At 71.2% G+C, this 19,052-nt stretch carries 17 protein-coding genes; 14 read left to right on the top strand and 3 right to left on the bottom strand.

The features are described 5' to 3' along the window. Window positions 1-117 precede the first annotated feature (117 nt). The 4 genes from DEO23_RS12385 to rho all read left to right on the top strand — a co-directional run bounded on the left by DEO23_RS12385 (window position 118) and on the right by rho (window position 5,832). Window positions 118-1,443, top strand: a complete 1,326-nt coding sequence (locus tag DEO23_RS12385; RefSeq protein ID WP_109276344.1) for a homoserine dehydrogenase — start codon at window positions 118-120, stop codon at window positions 1,441-1,443. A 5-nt stretch (window positions 1,444-1,448) separates the two neighbouring features. Further along, window positions 1,449-2,507: a threonine synthase gene (gene thrC, locus DEO23_RS12390; protein WP_109276345.1), complete on the top strand. Its 1,059-nt coding sequence runs from the start codon at window positions 1,449-1,451 to the stop codon at window positions 2,505-2,507. A gap of 10 nt (window positions 2,508-2,517) precedes the next feature. Beyond that, a complete protein-coding gene (gene thrB / locus DEO23_RS12395; RefSeq protein ID WP_109276346.1) occupies window positions 2,518-3,432 on the top strand; it encodes a homoserine kinase in 915 nt (304 codons plus the stop codon). Window positions 3,433-3,702: 270 nt separating this feature from the next. Next, window positions 3,703-5,832 (top strand): transcription termination factor Rho, encoded by a 2,130-nt coding sequence (rho, locus tag DEO23_RS12400; RefSeq protein ID WP_109276347.1) that lies wholly within the window; start codon window positions 3,703-3,705, stop codon window positions 5,830-5,832. Between the two features lie 147 nt (window positions 5,833-5,979). Here the strand turns inward: rho and DEO23_RS12405 are convergent, their stop codons facing one another. From DEO23_RS12405 to DEO23_RS12415, 3 genes are read right to left on the bottom strand one after another with little or no spacing between them, the layout of a single operon-like run. Beyond that, entirely contained in the window at window positions 5,980-6,945 is a 966-nt protein-coding gene (locus DEO23_RS12405; RefSeq protein ID WP_109276348.1) for a carbohydrate ABC transporter permease, read from the bottom strand. Further along, a complete protein-coding gene (locus tag DEO23_RS12410) occupies window positions 6,945-7,931 on the bottom strand; it encodes a carbohydrate ABC transporter permease (protein WP_109276349.1) in 987 nt (328 codons plus the stop codon). Before DEO23_RS12410 ends, DEO23_RS12405 begins: the two co-directional genes overlap by 1 nt. Beyond that, window positions 7,928-9,220, bottom strand: coding sequence for an ABC transporter substrate-binding protein (locus DEO23_RS12415; protein ID WP_109276350.1), 1,293 nt, complete (start codon window positions 9,218-9,220; stop codon window positions 7,928-7,930). Before DEO23_RS12415 ends, DEO23_RS12410 begins: the two co-directional genes overlap by 4 nt. 237 nt (window positions 9,221-9,457) lie before the next feature. Here DEO23_RS12415 and DEO23_RS12420 point away from each other — a divergent pair, with 237 nt between their 5' ends. From DEO23_RS12420 to atpE, 10 genes are all read left to right on the top strand, one after another. Beyond that, window positions 9,458-11,461 (top strand): aldo/keto reductase, encoded by a 2,004-nt coding sequence (locus DEO23_RS12420; protein ID WP_109276351.1) that lies wholly within the window; start codon window positions 9,458-9,460, stop codon window positions 11,459-11,461. Next, window positions 11,458-12,462, top strand: a complete 1,005-nt coding sequence (locus tag DEO23_RS12425) for a LacI family DNA-binding transcriptional regulator (RefSeq protein WP_240613386.1) — start codon at window positions 11,458-11,460, stop codon at window positions 12,460-12,462. Before DEO23_RS12420 ends, DEO23_RS12425 begins: the two co-directional genes overlap by 4 nt. 198 nt (window positions 12,463-12,660) lie before the next feature. Then, a complete protein-coding gene (gene rpmE, locus DEO23_RS12430; RefSeq protein ID WP_109276352.1) occupies window positions 12,661-12,873 on the top strand; it encodes a 50S ribosomal protein L31 in 213 nt (70 codons plus the stop codon). Between the two features lie 103 nt (window positions 12,874-12,976). Beyond that, the gene (prfA, locus tag DEO23_RS12435; protein ID WP_109276353.1) at window positions 12,977-14,110 is read left to right on the top strand and encodes a peptide chain release factor 1; all 1,134 of its coding nucleotides are present in this window, start codon (window positions 12,977-12,979) and stop codon (window positions 14,108-14,110) included. Further along, window positions 14,107-15,051 (top strand): peptide chain release factor N(5)-glutamine methyltransferase, encoded by a 945-nt coding sequence (gene prmC / locus DEO23_RS12440; RefSeq protein WP_240613387.1) that lies wholly within the window; start codon window positions 14,107-14,109, stop codon window positions 15,049-15,051. Before prfA ends, prmC begins: the two co-directional genes overlap by 4 nt. A 5-nt stretch (window positions 15,052-15,056) precedes the next feature. Further along, complete coding sequence (locus DEO23_RS12445) at window positions 15,057-15,998, top strand: L-threonylcarbamoyladenylate synthase (RefSeq protein ID WP_109276354.1); 942 nt, start codon at window positions 15,057-15,059, stop codon at window positions 15,996-15,998. Beyond that, window positions 15,995-17,128 (top strand): MraY family glycosyltransferase, encoded by a 1,134-nt coding sequence (locus DEO23_RS12450; protein WP_109276355.1) that lies wholly within the window; start codon window positions 15,995-15,997, stop codon window positions 17,126-17,128. The genes DEO23_RS12445 and DEO23_RS12450 overlap by 4 nt, the downstream gene beginning before the upstream one ends. 1 nt (window position 17,129) lies before the next feature. Next, complete coding sequence (locus tag DEO23_RS12455; RefSeq protein WP_109276356.1) at window positions 17,130-17,633, top strand: Cg1360 family ATP-synthase-associated protein; 504 nt, start codon at window positions 17,130-17,132, stop codon at window positions 17,631-17,633. 273 nt (window positions 17,634-17,906) lie between these two features. After that, window positions 17,907-18,752 carry a F0F1 ATP synthase subunit A gene (gene atpB / locus DEO23_RS12460; protein WP_165831831.1) on the top strand — a complete coding sequence of 282 codons (846 nt, stop codon included), beginning with the start codon at window positions 17,907-17,909 and terminating at the stop codon, window positions 18,750-18,752. A gap of 64 nt (window positions 18,753-18,816) precedes the next feature. After that, a complete protein-coding gene (gene atpE, locus DEO23_RS12465) occupies window positions 18,817-19,050 on the top strand; it encodes an ATP synthase F0 subunit C (protein WP_109276357.1) in 234 nt (77 codons plus the stop codon). Window positions 19,051-19,052 lie beyond the last annotated feature (2 nt).

Genomic DNA, 19,052 nt, shown 5'->3' on the forward strand with positions numbered 1-19,052 from the left:
AGGACACAGAGCGACCCATGGCGACCCGTTCGCTCGTACGGTGCGGATACAGTGCAGCGTGACCGCAGGCCACACCGGACATCGCGTCGCCACCCGGAGAACGCGGAAGGACCCCTGATGACAGATCCCCTGCCCGACCACGCACCGCTGCGCGTCGCCGTCCTGGGCGCCGGCACCGTCGGAGCCGACGTGCTGCGTGTGATCCGCACCAGCGCGGACGCGCTCACCCATCGCATCGGCGCCCCGCTCGAGGTCACCGGGATCGCCGTCACCGACCTCGCCCGGGACCGCGGGGAGCACGTGGACCGCCGGCTCCTCACCGACGACCCGGCCCTCGCGATCCGCGACGCCGACATCGTCGTGGAGCTGATGGGCGGCATCGAGCCCGCCCGCACCCTGCTGCTGGAGGCCATGGCGCACGGCGCGAGCGTCGTCACCGCGAACAAGGCCCTGCTCGCCAAGGACGGGGTCGCCCTCTACGAGGCGGCCGACGCCAACGGCGTGGACCTCCACTTCGAGGCCGCCGTCGCCGGGGCGATCCCGCTGGTGCGCCCGATCCGGGAGTCCCTCGCCGGCGACCACATCCAGAAGGTGCTGGGCATCGTCAACGGCACCACCAACTACGTGCTGGATGCGATGACGCGCACCGGCGCCTCCTTCGACGACGCGCTCGCGACGGCGAAGGAGCTCGGATACGCCGAGGCCGATCCGACGGCGGACATCGAGGGCCACGACGCGGCAGCGAAGGCCGCCATCCTCGCCTCGCTGGCCTTCCACACCCGGGTCTCCCTCTCCGACGTCCACTGCGAGGGCATCACCACCGTCACGCCGGAGGACATCGCCGCGGCCGGCCGCATGGGCCGGGTCATCAAACTGCTCTCGATCGTCGAGCGCGTCGAGGAGGAGGGCACCGAGCGGGTCTCGGCCCGCGTGTACCCGGCGATGCTGCCCGACAGCCACCCGCTGGCCTCGGTCTCCGAGGCCTACAACGCGGTGTTCGTCGAGGCGGACGCCGCCGGCTCCCTGATGTTCTACGGCCAGGGTGCGGGCGGTGCGCCCACCGCCTCCGCCGTGCTCGGGGACCTCGTGACCGTCGCCCGTCAGCGCGTCCACGGCGGATTCGGCCCCCGGGAGTCGCGCTACGCGGACCTCGGCATCATCCCGCTCGACGGGCTGCGCAACGCCTTCTACGTCTCGCTGACCGTGCAGGACAAGCCGGGCGTGCTCGCCGAGGTGGCCGGCACCCTGTCCTCCCACGGCATCTCGATCTCCACGATCCACCAGGAGACCGTGCCCGCTGCGGAAGGCGATCCCGAGCGCGCCCGGATCGGCATCGCGACCTACCGGGCGCTGGAGTCCGCACTGGAATCGGCGCTCGACGACCTCGACAGCTCCGGCGCGGTCCTGGGCATCGATTCCGTCATCCGCATCGAAGGAGAATGACACGCATGGCACACCAGTGGCGCGGCGTCCTCGCCGAGTACCGCGAGCACCTCCCGTTCTCGGACGAGGACACCCTGCTGACCCTCGGTGAGGGCGGCACCCCGCTTGTGCACTCGCCGACGCTCTCCGCGACGGTCGGGGCCGACGTGCACATCAAGGTCGAGGGCATGAACCCCACCGGCTCCTTCAAGGACCGGGGCATGGTCTCGGCGATGAGCAGGGCCGTCTCCGACGGCGCGAAGTCGGTCGTGTGCGCCTCCACGGGCAACACCAGCGCCTCGGCGGCGGCCTACGCGACGCGGGCGGGCATCACCTGCGCGGTGCTGCTGCCCCAGGGCAAGATCGCCGCCGGCAAGCTCGCGCAGGCCGTCGTCCACGGAGCCCGGCTGATCCAGGTCGAGGGCAACTTCGACGACTGCCTGGAGATCGCCCGCAAGCTCGACGCCGCGCACCCGGTCGAGCTGGTGAACTCCGTGAACCCGTTCCGCCTGCAGGGCCAGAAGACCGGTGCCTTCGAGGTCTGCGACGCGCTCGGGAAGGCCCCGGACATCCACGTCCTGCCGGTCGGCAACGCCGGCAACATCTCCGCCTACTGGATGGGGTACACCGAGTACCGCGACAAGGGCATCACCTCGTCCGCCCCTGCCATGTGGGGCTTCCAGGCCGAGGGCGCGGCGCCGTTCAAGGCCGGCCGTCCGATCACCGACCCGGAGACCGTGGCGACCGCCATCCGCATCGGCGCACCGGCGTCGTGGAACCTCGCCGTGGCCGCCCGGGACGACTCCGGAGGACTCATCGACGCCGTCTCCGACGAGCAGATCCTCGACGCCCAGGGGCTCCTGGCCTCGGAGGTCGGGATCTTCGTCGAGCCCGCATCGGCCGCGGGCGTCGCCGGGCTGCTCCAGCAGGCCGACAAGGGCGAGGTCCCGCGCGGCGCCACCATCGCGATCACCGTGACGGGCAACGGCCTCAAGGACATCGACACCGCCCTCAGCCGCCAGGACCTCACGCCCACCGTGATCCCGGTGGACGTCGAGGCGGCGGCCGAGGCGATGGGTCTGTGAGGAGCTGCAGGTGAGGATCTCGACCGAGCGGGTCGCCGTGCGCGTGCCCGCCACCAGCGCGAACCTCGGCCCCGGCTTCGACGCCCTGGGACTCGCGCTGGCCCTGCACGACGACCTGGAACTGGAGGCCACGACCGGCCCCGTGGAGGTCACCGTCGAGGGCGAGGGCGCGAAGGACGTGCCGACGGGGGAGGAGCACCTGGTCGTCCGGGCCCTGCGCCGCGGGCTCGACCATGCCGGTGCCCCGCAGGTCGGGGTGCGCCTGCACTGCCGCAACCGCATCCCCCACGGACGGGGCCTGGGCTCGAGCGCGGCCGCGACCGTGGCCGGCCTGATGCTCGCGCGCCAGCTGCTCGGCGACCCCGAGGCCCTCGACGACCAGTCGGTGCTCGACCTCGCCACCGAGATGGAGGGCCATCCCGACAACGCCGCGCCCGCGCTGCTGGGCGGTGTCGTGCTCTCCTGGACGGACCGCGTGGGCGCCCGCGCGGTGCGGCTGCAGGTCGCCCCCGATGGCATCGACCCCGTCGTGCTGCTGCCGTCGGCGACGCTGGCGACCAGCTCCGCGCGCTCGCTGCTGCCCGAGACGGTCCCCCACGCGGACGCCGCCTTCACGGCGGGCCGGGCGGCGCTGCTCGTCCACGCCCTCGCCACCGACCCCGCGCTGCTGCTCCCGGCGACAGAGGACCGTCTGCACCAGGACCATCGAGCACCCGGCATGCCGCAGAGCGTCGAGCTCGTGCGGGTGCTGCGCAGCGAAGGGTACCCCGCCGTGATCTCCGGCGCCGGTCCGTCGGTGCTGGTGATGGCGGGCGGTGACGGTGCCCTCGCTCCGCTCGTGCGCCGTGTCGTCGACGATCCCACGGGATGGCGGATCGCCCGTGTCGGACTCTCGTCGAACGGTGCAGTGCCTGTGGTACCTTGAATCCGCGTCCGATCACGTGATCGGCCCGGCACTGCGCCGGCGACCACGACCCGGAGACCACCGCACCGAGAGTGCTGAACGGTCGAGGGTGAGGACGTACCCCAGAGATTCCCCGGCGACGCCGCATTCGTGTGCTCCCGTGCGCGAGAACGCACGGCCGCCCCGGGGAGAGGACTGCCGTGGATCCCGTCGGCATCGCCGGCCCGGTCGCTGGGCAGCCCACGCACTCATCACGGACGCGCAGCGCGCGATCCACAGGAAGGAACCTGGGTGAACGACACCACCGCACCGCAGGGCGACAGCGCGTCGCTCGCGGCGAAGAAGCTTCCCGAGCTGCAGCAGATCGCTGCGGGTCTCGGCATCAAGGGGGCGCGTCGCCTCCGCAAGGGCGAGCTCATCGACGCGATCACCGGCGGCGGCTCGCCGCGTGGCAACTCCGCCCCCGCCGACGGCGCCGACGCGGCCACCTCCGCGCCCTCGCAGGCTCCGGCCGAGAAGGCGGCGCCCCGCAGCGAGGAGCCGAGCCGCCAGGCGCCGGCCCGCGCTCCCCGCACGATCCAGGAGCCCTCCGCGGCCGAGCCCGCCGGGTCCCTGGAGCTGGGCATCGAGCTCCCCTCTCGCGAGGGCGACGAGCAGACCTCGGGTCAGGAGCGCGCGGAGAAGCCGCAGCGCGAGGACCGTTCGGACCGACGTGACCGCGGCGAGCGCCGGGATCGCGACTCCGGCAGGGGTCGTGGCGAGCGCGAGGACCGCGGCGGCCGCGAGGACGCCGGCGACCGCCCCGAGCGCGGGGACCGCAAGGACCGTGGCGACCGAGGTGATCGCAACGACCGGAACGATCGTGGCGACCGCAACGACCGTGGCGACCGCAACGACCGTGGCGACCGCTCGCGCCGCAATGACCGCAACGACCGTGGCGATCAGGGCGGGCGCGGCGAGCGCCCCCGGCTCGAGGACATCGAGCTGCCCGATCGCACGGGTGAGGACACGGATATGGGCCGGAACGACCGTGAGCACGACCGCGAGGACCGCGGTGGGCGCAACAACGACCGCGACGGCGAGGACGGGCGCAACCGCCGGTCCCGCAACCGCACCCGGGATCGCAAGCGCCGGGGTCGCAACGGTGGCGAGAACCCTCAGCAGGAGGGCAACACCAGCGACGACGAGCAGGTGCGCGAGGGCGAGGAGCTGGTGAGCGTCGCCGGCATCCTCGACGTGCGCGACAACAACGCCTACGTGCGCACCACGGGCTACCTGCCCGGTGCGAGCGACGTCTACGTCTCCATGAACATGGTGCGCAAGAACGGGCTGCGCAAGGGTGACGCGATCACCGGCCTGGTGCGCGCCCCCAAGGACGGCGACGACCAGCGCAACGACCAGCCCCAGCAGGGCGGCGGCGGAGGGCGCAACCGCCGGGGTCGCAACAACAACAACCAGCAGGGCAAGTACGCGCCGCTGCTGCAGGTCGACACCGTCAACGGGCTCAGCATCGACCGTGCCAAGCAGCGGGTGGACTTCTCCAAGCTCACCCCGCTGTACCCGGACGAGCGACTGCGCCTGGAGACCGCCCCGAACGCGATCGCGCCGCGCATCATCGATCTGGTCTCTCCGATCGGCAAGGGCCAGCGCGGTCTGATCGTCGCGCCCCCGAAGGCCGGCAAGACGATCATCATGCAGCAGATCGCCAACGCGATCACCACGAACAACCCCGAGGCCCACCTCATGGTCGTGCTCGTCGACGAGCGCCCCGAGGAGGTCACGGACATGCAGCGCACGGTCAAGGGCGAGGTCATCGCCTCGACCTTCGACCGGCCCGCCTCGGACCACACCATCGTCGCCGAGCTCGCCATCGAGCGCGCCAAGCGTCTGGTGGAGATGGGCAAGGACGTGGTGGTGCTGCTGGACTCGCTCACGCGTCTCTCGCGGGCCTACAACCTGGCCGCACCGGCCTCGGGCCGGATCCTCTCCGGTGGTGTGGACGCCTCCGCGCTCTACCCGCCGAAGCGCTTCTTCGGCGCCGCCCGCAACATCGAGAACGGCGGCTCGCTGACCATCCTCGCCTCGGCGCTCGTGGAGACCGGGTCGAAGATGGACGAGGTGATCTTCGAGGAGTTCAAGGGCACCGGCAACATGGAGCTGCGTCTCTCGCGCAACCTCGCCGACAAGCGCATCTTCCCGGCCGTGGACGTCAACGCCTCGAGCACCCGCCGCGAGGAGGAGCTCATGGGCAAGGAGGAGCTGGCCATCATGTGGAAGCTCCGCCGCGTGCTCGGCTCCCTCGAGCAGCAGCAGGCGCTCGAGCTGCTGCTGGAGCGGACCAAGAAGACGCAGTCGAACACCGAGTTCCTGATGACCGTCTCGAAGAACACCCCCAGCGTGGGCGGCCGCTCGGCCGACTGACGCCGGCGGCGCTCTCCCGGGCACCGGCCCGCGAGACCGAACGCTGCGTCGGTGGCGGAACGATCGACTCGTCCCGCCACCGACGCAGCGTTCGTCGTTCTCCGCCCGGGGTGAGGCCGAAGGGCGAGGAAGGATGCTCCCCGGTCCTCACCCCTTGAGGGCGCCCGCCGCGATGTTGGCGATGAAGTGTCGCGAGCCGATGATGAACACCCCGATCAGCGGGAGCACGCTGACGAGCGCTCCGGTCATCACCATCCCGTAGTCGGTGAGGTAGAGGGAGTTGAGGTTCTGCAGCGCCGTCTGCAGGGTCTGCCGCCCGGGGTCCACCAGCACGATCAGCGGCCAGACGTAGTCGTTCCACGCCGTGATGAAGGTGAAGATCCCCAGGAACGCGAGGCCTCCGCGCAACATCGGCACCCCGATCCGCCAGTAGGTGGAGAAGAACCCCGCGCCGTCGATGCGTGCCGACTCGATGAGCTCGTTCGGGATCGCGGACGCGGCCATCTGGCGCAGCAGGAAGATGCCGAAGGCGTTGGCGGCGCCCGGCACGATGAGCGCCTGCAGGGTCCCCACCCATCCGATCTCGGACATCAGGATGAAGCTCGGCACGAGCGACAGGCTCCCCGGGATCAGGAACGTCGCGATCATGACCACGAACAGCACGTTCTTGCCCGGGAAGTCGAACTTGGCGAAGGCGAAGGCGGCGAGCGAGTCGAAGAACATCACCAGCACCGCGCACGCTCCCGCCACGACGATGGTGTTCACCAGCGCGGAGACGATGTCGATGCTCGAGGTCAGGTGGCGCAGGTTCTCGGCGAAGTGGCTGCCGAACGTCAGCTTGGGCGGGTACCCGAAGATCTCCGCGGACGTCGATGTCGACATCACCGCCAGCCAGTAGAAGGCGAACACCGAGAGCAGGACGCCCAGGATCACCAGCAGGTGGGTGAGGACGGCTTCCAAGCGGGAGCGGGCGATCGCCGCGCGGTCGGCCCTGGTGCGACGGGCCCTTCGCGCCCGCGGGGGCGTCGAGGAGGTCGGCGACGGCGAGGGGGACGCCGTGGAGCCGGAGCTCGTGGGGGCCGTCGGCCGATGTGTCGGTTCCGCAGCGGTCATCAGCGGGTCCTCCTGGTGCGGGGGCGGCGCGGGGTCTCGGATCGCTCGCTCAGCAGTCGCCAGTTGATGATCGCGAACACCGAGGCCAGCACGAACAGGGCCCAGGCGATCGCGGAGCCGTACCCGAAGTCGAACTGGGTGAAGGCCTGGTTGTACTGGTACAGCACGATCGTCATCCCGGCCTCGCCGTTGCCGCCGGCATCGCCCAGCAGCACCTGCGGCTCGGTGAACAGGCTCAACCCACCCACCGTCGAGGTGATGACGGTGAACAGGATGATCGGGCGCAGCAGGGGGATGGTGACCCGGGTGAAGATCTGCCACGTAGAGGCGCCGTCGGTCTTGGCGGCGTCGTAGAGGTCGGTGGGGATGGACTGCAGCCCGGCCAGGTAGATGATCGCGTTGTACCCGGTGAAGCGCCAGATCACCATCACCGCGATCGTCACCTTGATGCCCCAGCTGCTGGAGAGCCAGGGGACGCTGTCCAGGTGCAGCGCCGTCAGCGCCGAGTTCACGATCCCGAAGGTGTCGGAGAAGACGGATCCGAACACGATCGCCATCGCGACCATGCTGGTGACGTTCGGGAGGAAGAACGCGACGCGGTAGATGCCGCGGAAGCGGATGTTCTGGTGGAGGAGGAACGCGATCACGAGCGCGAGGAACAGCATCGGGACGGTGGAGAGGATCCAGATGATGAAGGTGTTCGCCACGGCGTTCCAGAACCGTGAGTCCTGCACCAGGTAGACGTACTGGGACAGGCCCGCGAAGTGGATGTCGCCCATGCCGTCCCAGTCCGTGAAGGACAGCACGATCGAGAAGACGATGGGGAACAGGCCGAACACCAGGAACAGCACGTAGAACGGTGCGATCGCGAGGTACTGCGGCCAGTGCGTGAGGATCCCGCGCCAGCCGCGGGCACGGCTGCGAGGGACGGCGCCGTCCCCCGTGCGCAGCGGAGCGGCGGCGGGCGGGGCGTTCAGGGCGCTCATGACAGGACCCCTCTCTTGCGCAGTGCCTTCTCGGCGGCGGCGGTGGCGTCTGCCCAGGCGCGGTCCGGATCCTTCCCGGCCGTCTCGACGTTGGTGATCTCGAGGGTGAAGTACCCCGAGATGACGCTCTCCCAGGTGCTGATGAACGAGGTGGGGACGTGTTCAGCGGCGCGGGAGAAGAACTCGAGGGGATCCTGGTCGCCGAAGAACCTCCCGCCGTACTTCATGGTGTCGCTCGCATAGGAGTCCGGCGCCGAGGGGAAGAGCTGGACGTCGTTGTAGGCCTCGGCCTGATGGGCCGGGGTGTTGATCCAGCGGATGAAGGCGAAGGCACCCTCCGGGTCCTTGCAGGTGTGGGGGATCGCGGCGAACGAGCCACCGGAGTTGCCCGGGCGCACGGGTTGATCGGCGATGCGCCACAGCCCTTCGGAGTCGGGCGCGGACTCCTGCAGGACCTGCGACCACCAGGCCGCGTTGACGCTCCCGGCGATCTTCCCGCTGGACCACCCGGCGTTCTGATCCGTCTTGCGCGCCTCCGGGATCCCCGCGGTCACTTTCGCGGAGATCGCGGCCATCGCGGTGTCCCAGGCCTCGCGGACCGCGGAGCCGTCCTTGGTGTAGAGCGGGGCGTCCTGCTCGTCGAGGTAGCGCTCGGCGCTGGCGTTGAGGAACTGCTCGTAGATCGACTGGGCCGTGGTGACCAGAGCCGAGCCCGTGGCCTTGCGGAGCTCGGCGCCGAGGTCGATCCAGTCCTTCCAGGTGCGGACGGCCTCGGAGACCTCGTCGGGCGAGGTGGGGAGACCGGCCTGCTCGAACACGTCCTGGCGGTAGAAGAAGCCCGTGGGGCCGATGTCGAGCGGGAAGAAGCAGAAGCGGTTCTCGGGGGTGGTGCCCAGGTCCCACTTCCACGGGTAGTAGTCGCTCGCGTACTCCTTCGCACCGAGCTCGTTCATGTCCAGGAACTGGTTCTCGTTGCGGAAGTAGAGAGCGTTGTTGGAGTTGATGTAGGTGATGTCGGGGATGTAGGCGCCGCCGGCCAGGCTCGTGCGCAGCTTCGTGTCGAAGGTCGTGCCGATGGCGTCGGCACGCACGTGGGACGCCGTGCCCGGGATCGAGCGCGCGGCCTTCGTCAGCAGCTCGGGGCTCGCGGACCTGTCCCAGTACCACAGCACCAGCTCGTCGGGATCCTCCGAGATGGTGGGGGAGGTGCCGCAGGCGGCGAGCGGGGCGGTCAGCAGACCGGTGACCCCGGCGGCCCGCAGCAGCGCGCGTCGCGTCGGTGATGTCATGAGCTCTCCTCATCGTCGAGCAGGCTGGCCGTGAACGTTCACGGGTGGCTGGACTATCGCAGTCGCCCCTCCCGGTGTCAAGCATCGCCGACAGGGTCGCGTCGGTTCCGTGGTGGGCTCGTCGCCCGTCGGCTCCGACCGTCCGACGCCATTGCCGATGGCCTGTGCCGCGTGTAGCGTGACCGCTGTCGTGAACGTTCACGACCCTCGGAACACCATCGACAGTGAGGTCAGCCCATGAGCACCCGACTGCGCTGGGCCGTGCTCGGCCCCGGCTCCATCGCCCGCCGATTCGCGAGCCAGCTCCCGCACAGCGAGCACGGTGTGCTGGTGGGGGCCGGCAGCAGCGATCCCGCGCGTGCTCGCGCCTTCGCCGAGGAGTTCTCCCTCGAGCAGGGGCCGGACAGCGTGATCGGCAGCTACCAGGACGTGCTCTCCTCGCAGGTCGTCGACGCGGTCTACGTCTCCACCGTCCACACCGGGCACGCGCAGCTGGCGATCGCGGCGCTCGAGGCCGGCAAGCACGTGCTGTGCGAGAAGCCGCTGGCGCCCAACCACGGCACGGCGATGGCGATCGCGGACGCCGCCCGCCGCAGCGGACGCGTCCTGCTCGAGGCCTTCATGTACCGCTTCCACCCGCAGACGATCCAGGTGCTGGACCTGGTGCGCGAGGGTGCGATCGGTGACCTCGTCCACGTCGACGCCTCCTTCTCCTTCGACACCGGTGGACGCGAGGGCCGGCTGTTCGATCCCGCGATCGCCGGCGGGGGCATCCTGGACGTCGGCTGCTACCCGCTCTCCTTCGCGCGGTTCGTCGCCGGTGCCGCCGAGGGACGCGCAACGCTGGACCCGACGGGCCTCGTCGGCGCCGGCAGCCTCGGCCCCACCGGCGTGGACGAATGGGCCACGGCCCAGCTGACCTTCCCGGGCGGCGCCACCGCGAGCCTGCGCACGGGCGTGCGCCTCGCCGACCCGCAGGGCGCCACCGTCACCGGCACCCGCGGCGTGATCCGGCTGAGTGACCCCTGGACCCTCGGCGAGGACACCGTGATCGGCGTCGACGTGGTGGGGGAGGAACGGCGCGAGATCGCCGTCGAGCGGGCCTGGCCCTATGCCCTCGAGGCCGATGCGCTGGCCCGGGCGGCCGCGGCAGGGGAGGGTGAGGTGCCGGAGGTCGACCTCGCCTCGAGCCTCGCCCAGGCCCGTCTGCTGGACTCCTGGCGCGAGCAGATCGGCCTGCGCTACCCCTTCGAGCGGGAGGACGCCGCGATCCCCACGGTCTCGGGGCAGGCGCTGCGGGTGCGGGAGGACGCCGCCATGCCCTACGGCGAGATCCCCGGGGTCGGCAAGCAGATCTCCCGACTGGTGATGGGCTGCGACAACCAGCCGGACCTCGCCCATGCCTCCGCCCTCTTCGACGCCTTCGTCGAGTCCGGGGGCACCACCTTCGACTCCGCCTACATCTACGGCGGCGGCCATCACGAGGAGCAGCTGGGCCAGTGGATCACCAACCGCGGGATCCGCGAGGACGTCGTGGTCATCACCAAGGGTGCGCACACCCCGCACTGCGATCCCGAGTCCCTCACGCGCCAGCTGCTGGAGTCCCTCGAGCGCCAGCAGACCGACTACGCCGACCTCTACATGATGCACAGGGACAATCTCGACATCCCCGTCGGCGAATTCGTCGACGTCCTGAACGAGCACCTCGAGGCCGGCCGGATCCGCGCATTCGGCGGCTCCAACTGGACACCGGCACGCATCGACGAGGCCGATGCCTATGCCCGAGCCCACGGGAAGCAGGGTTTCAGCCTGGTCTCCAACCACTTCGGCCTGGCCGAGGCGCTCGACGTGCCGTGGGCGGGCTGCGTCCATGCCACCGACCCGGCATCCAAGGCCTGGCTCGAGCAGCGACAGATCCCGTTGTTCCCGTGGTCGTCCCAGGCGCGGGGGTTCTTCACCGGGCGGGCGGCCCCGGAGGACCGCTCCGACGCGGAGCTGGTGCGCTGCTACTACTCCGACGCCAACTTCGAGCGGCTCGAGAGGGCCCGTACCCTCGGGCGTGAGTTCGGTGTGCCGCCCACCGCGATCGCCCTGGCCTACGTCCTCGCCCAGCCCTTCCCGACCTTCCCGCTGTTCGGTCCGCGATCGATCACCGAGATGCGATCCTCTATGGAAGGCCTCTCGGTGCAGCTCACCGCCGAGCAGGTCGCCTGGCTGGACCTGCGGGAGGAGACCGTGTGACATCGAGGGGCGGGGCGGGGCGCACGTCCGACGGGGTGGATCGTCGCGCGACGATCGTGGACGTCGCCGAGCGGGCAGGGGTCTCCCGGCAGACCGTCACCCGGGCCATGAACGACATGCCCGGCATCAGCTCCGCGACGCGGGAGCGCGTGCTCGCCGCGGCGGACGAGCTGAACTACCGCCCCTCCCGCTTCGGGCGCGGGCTGGTCTCCCAGGGGCCGCCGACCCTGGGGCTGCTGGTCAACGACCTCGGCAATGCCTTCTTCCCCGAGATCGCCGTCGCCGTGATCCGCGAGGCCACCACCCGCGGGTGGAACGTCGTGGTCTCCGAGTCCGACGGCGGGGGCGACCCCGCCACCGTGGCCGGGGAGCTGATGCGACGGGCCGACGCGCTGCTCGGGTACAGCCTCCCGGAGGCGGCGGACGAGGCCGTGCCCGCCCGCATGCCCCTCGTGCGCCTGGACCTGCCCGAGGGCGGGTCGGGGGCGGCAGGGGTGCGCTTCGACGACTCCGCGGCGCTGACGGCCCTCGCCGACCATCTCGGCCGCCAGGGCTGTCAGGACGTGGTCGTGCTCGACACCGCGCGCGGAGAGCCCAGCGGTCGCGCGCAGCGGCTGCGAACGGCGATCGGCGCCGTGGTGGAGCGGGCGCGCGTCGAGCCCCTCGCGGACGGCGGGCCCACCGTCCAGCTCGACGCCGCGCTCGCAGGCGGTGCCGATGCGCTGGTCGCCTGGAACGACGTGGGTGCCCTGCAGGTGCTCAAGCAGCTGCGGGCGCGCGGCGTGCGGGTCCCGGAGGACGTGCGCGTGGCGGGCGTGGACGGGTTGGCCCTGGGAGCCCTGGTCTCCCCGGAGCTGACCACGATCGGGGTGGACCAGGCCACGGTCGCCCGCGAGGCCGTGGACGTGGTCGACGGCCTGTACACAGGCCGGCTGAGCGCGGGGGAGGAGCGCGCGGTGCGCACCGTCCCCTACCGGCTGATCGTGCGCGAGTCCGCCTGAGGCCCCGACCGTCGGACGATCGACCACGCCCCCGGGCTCATCCTCGGGCGCACGCCCGGGCACACACCCGGTGGGGAGTTCGTCACCCCCGCGGACCGAAGGGTGTGCCGGCGCGCCCGTGCGTGGCACAATCGGGCGTCGGTTCTGGTTCACGGTGCCCGTCGGGCACCGACCCAGCGACCCCGAGAAGGAGTGATCATGAAGGCGAACATCCACCCGGATTACCACGTGACCCAGGTGACCTGCACCTGCGGCAACACGTTCACCACCCGCAGCACCAAGGGCGACGGCGAGATCCGCGCCGAGGTCTGCTCGGCCTGCCACCCGTTCTACACGGGCAAGCAGAAGATCCTGGACACCGGCGGTCGCGTGGCACGCTTCCAGGCCCGCTACGGCAAGAAGTCCAGCTGACAGAGCTTCCGACGCCGGCGGTTCCCCCAGGGGAGCCGCCGGCGTCGTGTCATCCCGGCCCTGTGCGCGCCCGAGCGCCGGGCCCTTGATCCGAGGAGCGGCCGTGGCGCACCCTGCCGACGAGCTCGAGGGGCTCCCGCAGGAACGACTGCGCGCCCTCGAGGCGGAGCACGCCGACCTCGAGGAGCGGATGGCCGCCCCCGATCTCCACGCCGATGCCGCCCGCGCACGCCGCGTCGGCCGACGCTACGCCGAGGTCGACCAGATCATCACCTCGCTGCGTGCTCTGCGCGGTGCCCGAGAGGATGCCGCGGCCGCCCGCGAGCTCGCCGCCGAGGACCCGGACTTCGCGAGCGAGGCCGACCGCCTCGAGTCCGAGGCCGCCGGGCACGCGGACCACCTCCGCGAACTGCTCGCCCCGCGCGACGAGGACGACTCCCGCGACGTGATCCTCGAGATCAAGGCGGGAGCCGGCGGCGAGGAGTCCGCCCTCTTCGCCGCAGAGATGCTGCGCATGTACCGCCAGTACGCCCTGACCAAGGGGTGGAGCGTCGAGGTCATCGACTCCACCGACTCGGACCTGGGGGGTCTGCGCGACGCCACGGTCTCGGTCCGCGCCGCCCGCTCGGGGGCCCCGGCGGACGGGGTCTGGGCCCATCTCAAGTACGAGGGCGGGGTGCACCGCGTGCAGAGGGTCCCGGTGACGGAATCCGCCGGCCGCATCCACACCTCGGCCGTCGGCGTCCTGGTCATGCCGGAGGCCGACGAGACGGACGAGGCGGAACTGCTCAGCGAGCAGATGGCGCCGGCGAATCTCCGCATCGACGTCTTCCGCTCCTCCGGGCCGGGCGGGCAGAGCGTGAACACGACCGATTCCGCCGTCCGGATCACCCACCTGCCCACCGGCATCGTGGTCTCCTGCCAGAACGAGAAGAGCCAGCTGCAGAACCGCGAGCAGGCGCTGCGGATCCTGCGGTCACGACTGCTGGACGCCCGCCGCGCCGAGCAGGACGCCGAGGCCGCCGCGAGCCGTCGCTCCCAGGTGCGCACCGTCGACCGCTCCGAGCGGATCCGCACGTACAACTTCCCCGAGTCCCGCGTGACCGACCACCGCACCGGCTTCAAGGCGGGCAATCTCGAGCAGGTCCTCGGCGGCGACCTCGATGCGCTGATCGACTCCTCCCGCCGCGCGGAGGCCGAGGAGCGCCTGCGCAGCGCCGCGGAGGCGGAGCTGTGAGCACGTCGGGCGTCCCGCGGGACGTCGCCCCGAGCCTCGCGGAGGACCCGCAGACCGTGCGGCTCGCGCTGCGCGAAGCCCTCGCCCGCGCCACGCGGCGCCTGGGGGAGGCTGGGATCGTCTCGGCCAGTGCCGAGGCGCGCAGCCTGCTCGGCGCGGCGGCCGACTGCACGGGCCCGCTGGTCCTGCTCGACGCCCTCCCCGCGGACTTCGCCGAGCGGCTCGAGGAGCTCGTGGCCCGGCGGGAGGCGCACGAGCCGCTGCAGCTGATCCTCGGCAGCGCCCCGTTCCGTCGTCTCGAGCTGGAGACGGCCCCCGGTGTGTTCATCCCTCGACCGGAGACCGAGGTCGCCATCGACGTGCTGCTGGAGCACGCCCGCGAAGAGCGGGTCACGACGGTCGTGGACCTGTGCACCGGCAGCGGGGCGATCGCCGCGGCCGTCCTCGACGAGGCCCCCGCCGCCCGCGTGATCGCGGTCGAGATCGACGCGGCCGCGCGCGACCTCGCCGCCCGCAACCTCGCCCGCATCGCATCCGGACGGGCGGAGGTCCGGGCCGGGGACGTGACGGATCCGGACCTGCTCGGTGACCTCACCGAGGTCGACGCCGTCCTGGCCAACCCTCCCTACATCCCCTCCGGTGCGATCCCGCGGGACCGCGAGGTCACCGATCACGACCCCGCCCGCGCCCTGTACGGCGGGGGAGAGGACGGCCTGGACATTCCGCGCGCCGTCGTCGCTCTCGCGGCCCGGCTGCTGCGCGACGGGGGCCTGCTCGTCATGGAACACGCCGACGTCCAGGGCGCGGCCGCCCGAGAGGTCGCCGCGGCGACCGGAGCCTTCCGCGCCATCCGCACCGTCCGTGACCTCACCGGGCGCGACCGCTTCCTGGTCGCGGTCCGGGAGATCACCGGGCGCCCCCACCACGAGATGAGAGACTGAGCGCCGTGAGCGTGTACGACACCCGAGACGAGACCACCCGCGACGACGCCCTGCAGGCCGCGCACGATGCGATCCGCGACGGCCTGCTGATCGTCCTCCCCACCGACACCGTCTACGGCATCGGGGCCGACGCGTTCACCCCGGACGCGGTCCAGGCGCTGCTGGAGGCCAAGGATCGTGGGCGCGACGTCCCTCCGCCGGTGCTCGTCGGGGATCCCGCGGTCCTGCTGGGGCTCGCGGTCGACGTCCCCGAGTACGCCGAGCGCCTGACCGAGGCCTTCTGGCCCGGCCCGCTCACCCTGATCCTGAACGCCCAGCCCTCCCTGAACTGGGATCTGGGCGAGACCCGCGGCACCGTCGCGCTGCGGATGCCGGACGACGAGATCGCTCTCGAGCTCCTGCGCCGCACCGGACCTCTCGCCGTCTCCAGCGCCAACCGCCACGGCCGGCCCTCCGCGCTCAGCGTCATGGACGCGGCCACCCAGCTCGGCGACCGTGTCGAGGTGTACCTCGAAGGCGGCCCCGCGCGCCTGGGCACCGCGTCCACGATCATCGACACCACGGTCGAGCCGGCCGAGATCGTGCGCGAGGGAGCGCTGACCCGCGAGCAGATCGTGGAGGCCGTCGGCGACATCTTCACCGTCCCCGCGACCGAGGAGCCCGCGACCGAGGAGTCCGCGAGCGACGAGGCCGCGAGCGACGAGGCCGGGACGGACGCCCCCCGGGCCGCCGAGGAGAGCGCTCCGGAGGGCGAGAGGGTCGAGGGCATCGGCGACGACGCCTTCGCGGCCGCCGAGGCCGCACCGCTGAGCGCGACCGCCCCCGAGGACGGCGCGTCGGCGGGGGAGGGCCCGGCACCCGAGGGCGAGTGGACCAGTGCCACGGGTGATGCGCCCGAGGCAGCGAGGGATGCAGGCGACCCCGGCAGCGGGGACCGCCCCGCGTGAGGATCTGCCTGTTCGTCCTCCTGCTCGCGGCGGCGGTGACCTTCCTGGTCACGCCCGCTGTGCGCCTGATGGCGCGTCGCCTGGGAGCGATGACGGCCGTGCGCTCGCGTGACGTGCACACCGTCGTCACGCCGCGGCTGGGAGGTCTGGCGATCCTGGTCGGCGTGGCCGCGGCCATGCTGATCGCCAGTCGCATCCCGTTCCTCCACGGCCTGTTCCACGAGTCCAGTCAGCCCTGGGCGATCCTGATCTCCGCCGCAATCGTCGCGCTGCTCGGCGCGGCCGACGACAAATGGGACCTGGACTGGGTCACGAAGCTCGCCGGCCAGGTGCTCGCGGCACTGCTGCTCGCCGCCGAGGGCGTACGGCTGGTCTCCCTGCCGATCGGCGGGGTCACCCTGCTCTCCTCCCGCAGCGCGATCATCCTGACGGTGCTGGTGGTCGTGGTCTCGATGAACGCCGTGAACTTCGTGGACGGCCTCGACGGCCTCGCCGCCGGGGTGATGACGATCGGGGGCATGGCGTTCTTCGTCTACGCCTACCTGCTCACCCGCAGCGCCTCCACGACCGACTACTCCTCGCTCGCCGCGCTGATCACGGCCGCCATGGTCGGGGCCTGTCTGGGCTTCCTGCCGCACAATCTGCCGCGGGCGAAGATCTTCATGGGCGACTCCGGGTCGATGCTGCTGGGCCTGCTGCTGGCCGCGAGCACGATCACCGTGACCGGGCAGGTCGACACCGCGCAGCTCTCCGACGCGAAGGTCATCGGGCAGTTCCTCCCGATCCTGCTGCCCATCGGCGTCATGTTCATCCCGTTCCTGGACTTCGTGCTCGCCGTGGTGCGCCGCATCGGCTCGGGCCACTCGCCGTTCCATGCCGACAAGCTCCACCTGCACCACCGTCTGCTGGACATTGGCCACTCCCAGCTCGGCGCCGTGCTGATCATGTACCTGTGGGCTGGAGTGATCTCGGTGGGCATGCTGCTGCCCGCCCTGGTCGACATGCGCTCGGTGGTGATCTTCTGGGGCATCGGCGTGCTGGTCGCCGTGATCCTGACGATCGACCCCGTCACCCGCATCCGCCGCCGATCCGCCCACCGCGCTCACGCCCATGCCCGCACCGAGGACTGAGATGCCCGACGAGAACCCCCGCCGCCCCGCTCGTACCGACGCCGACGCCGGCACCGCTCCCGGCGGCGACGCGATCGCCCGTGCCCGCGCCCACAACGACCGTCTGCTGATGCGCGCCCTGCTGCGCGCGATCCTCGCCGGCATCGTCATCGACCTACTCGTGATCGCCGCCGCGGCGACCCTCGGGGGCGCCGGCGCGCTGCCCGGCGCGCTGGTCGGGAGTGGCCTCGCTCTCCTGGTGACCCTGCCCACACTGGTCAGTGCCCGGATCGCTCGCCCGCTGCCCGCGACCTCCTCCGCTGTCGTGCTCATGGGCAGCTGGTTGGTGAAGATGTTCCTGCTGGTCATAGCCCTACTGCTGCTCGGTGACGCCGCCTGGCTCTCGCGCCCGTGGCTCGGCCTCGCGCTGCTCGCCGGGGCGCTCGTGGCGGCGGTCACGGAGGCCGTCGGAATGGTGCGCAGCAGGGCCCGTCTGGAGGTCGCCGAACACCCCTCGGAGCAGTGACGCTCTGATATGCTCGAGGTGTCTTCGCGCGGCCCGGATCGGGGTCCGTGACGCTCCGCATCCCACCCCCACGGGGTGACCGATGCCCACGGTGAGTCATGATCCCGGTGCCCCCGCCTCCCCCCGCCCGGCCCCTGGTCGCGGCATGGCGGCACCCCGTGCGACATACCCCGGTCCCTTGCCGGGGGTGACTCGGACACTGCACGACCATCCATACCGCTGACGCCAGCGACGGCCGAGGCCATCGGGCCCTGGGTCCGGCCGCAGCTCGCGGTGGCCCGGATACCGACACGACGACCACGGGAGATCGCGCTGAACACCGCCGACGCCACTCCGTCCCTCCTCGCCGAGGGGTTCGAGTTCCACTCGCCGAGCATCGCCGAGTTCTTCCCGCACGGGATCCTCTTCGCGGGCACGCCCTTCGAGTTCAACCGTGTGCAGCTCGTGCGCCTGATCATCCTGGTGGTCGTGCTGACGGTGATGGCGATCATCGCCTCCCGCGCCAAGCTCGTCCCCGGCCGCGCCCAGAGCGTCGTCGAGATGATCATCGAGTTCGTCGACCACTCGATCATCGAGAACACGCTCGGGCTGCGCGAGGGCAAGAAGTACGCCCCGATGCTCGTGACGATGTTCTTCTTCATCCTCTCGATGAACCTCGCGGGCGTGATCCCCGGCCTCAACCTCGCCGGCACCTCCGTGATCGGCCTGCCGCTGCTGGCGGCCCTGTGGACCTTCGTCGTCTACATCTTCTTCGGCATCAAGAAGCACGGCCTGGGCGGCTACCTCAAGCACGAGACGATGCCCCCCGGCGTGCCGAAGCCGATCTACCTGCTGCTGATCCCGATCGAGTTCCTGCAGCTCGCGGTGATCCGCTGGGCCTCGCTGACCATCCGACTGCTCGCGAACATGGTCGCCGGGCACATCATGCTGGTGGTGTTCATCGGGCTGACGCAGGGGCTGCTGTTCTCCGGCAGCGCCCTGATCGCGGTCGCGCCGTTCTCCGGCGCTCTCGCGATCGGGATCTACGGCTTCGAGATCTTCGTGGCCGCCCTGCAGGCCTTCATCTTCACCATCCTGACCGCCGTGTACATCAACATGGCGACGTCGGACGAGCACTGACCCGTCCGACCTGCTTCACCCCAAGCGCGCCGTCCTCCCGGTCGGCACAACGAAAGGAAACCCTGTGGACGCCACCACCCTCGCAGAGCTCTCCGGCAACGTCGCGTCGATCGGCTACGGCCTCGCGGCCATCGGCCCGGGCATCGGCATCGGTATCATCGTCGGCAAGACCGCTGAGGCGACCGCCCGTCAGCCCGAGCTTCGCGGCGCCCTGCAGTCGACCATGTTCATCGGTATCGCCTTCACCGAGATCCTGACGCTGCTGGCGATCGTCACCGGCTTCCTCTTCCAGAGCTGAGG

Source organism: Brachybacterium endophyticum, from assembly GCF_003130585.1.
Classification (GTDB): Bacteria; Actinomycetota; Actinomycetes; order Actinomycetales; family Dermabacteraceae; genus Brachybacterium; species Brachybacterium endophyticum.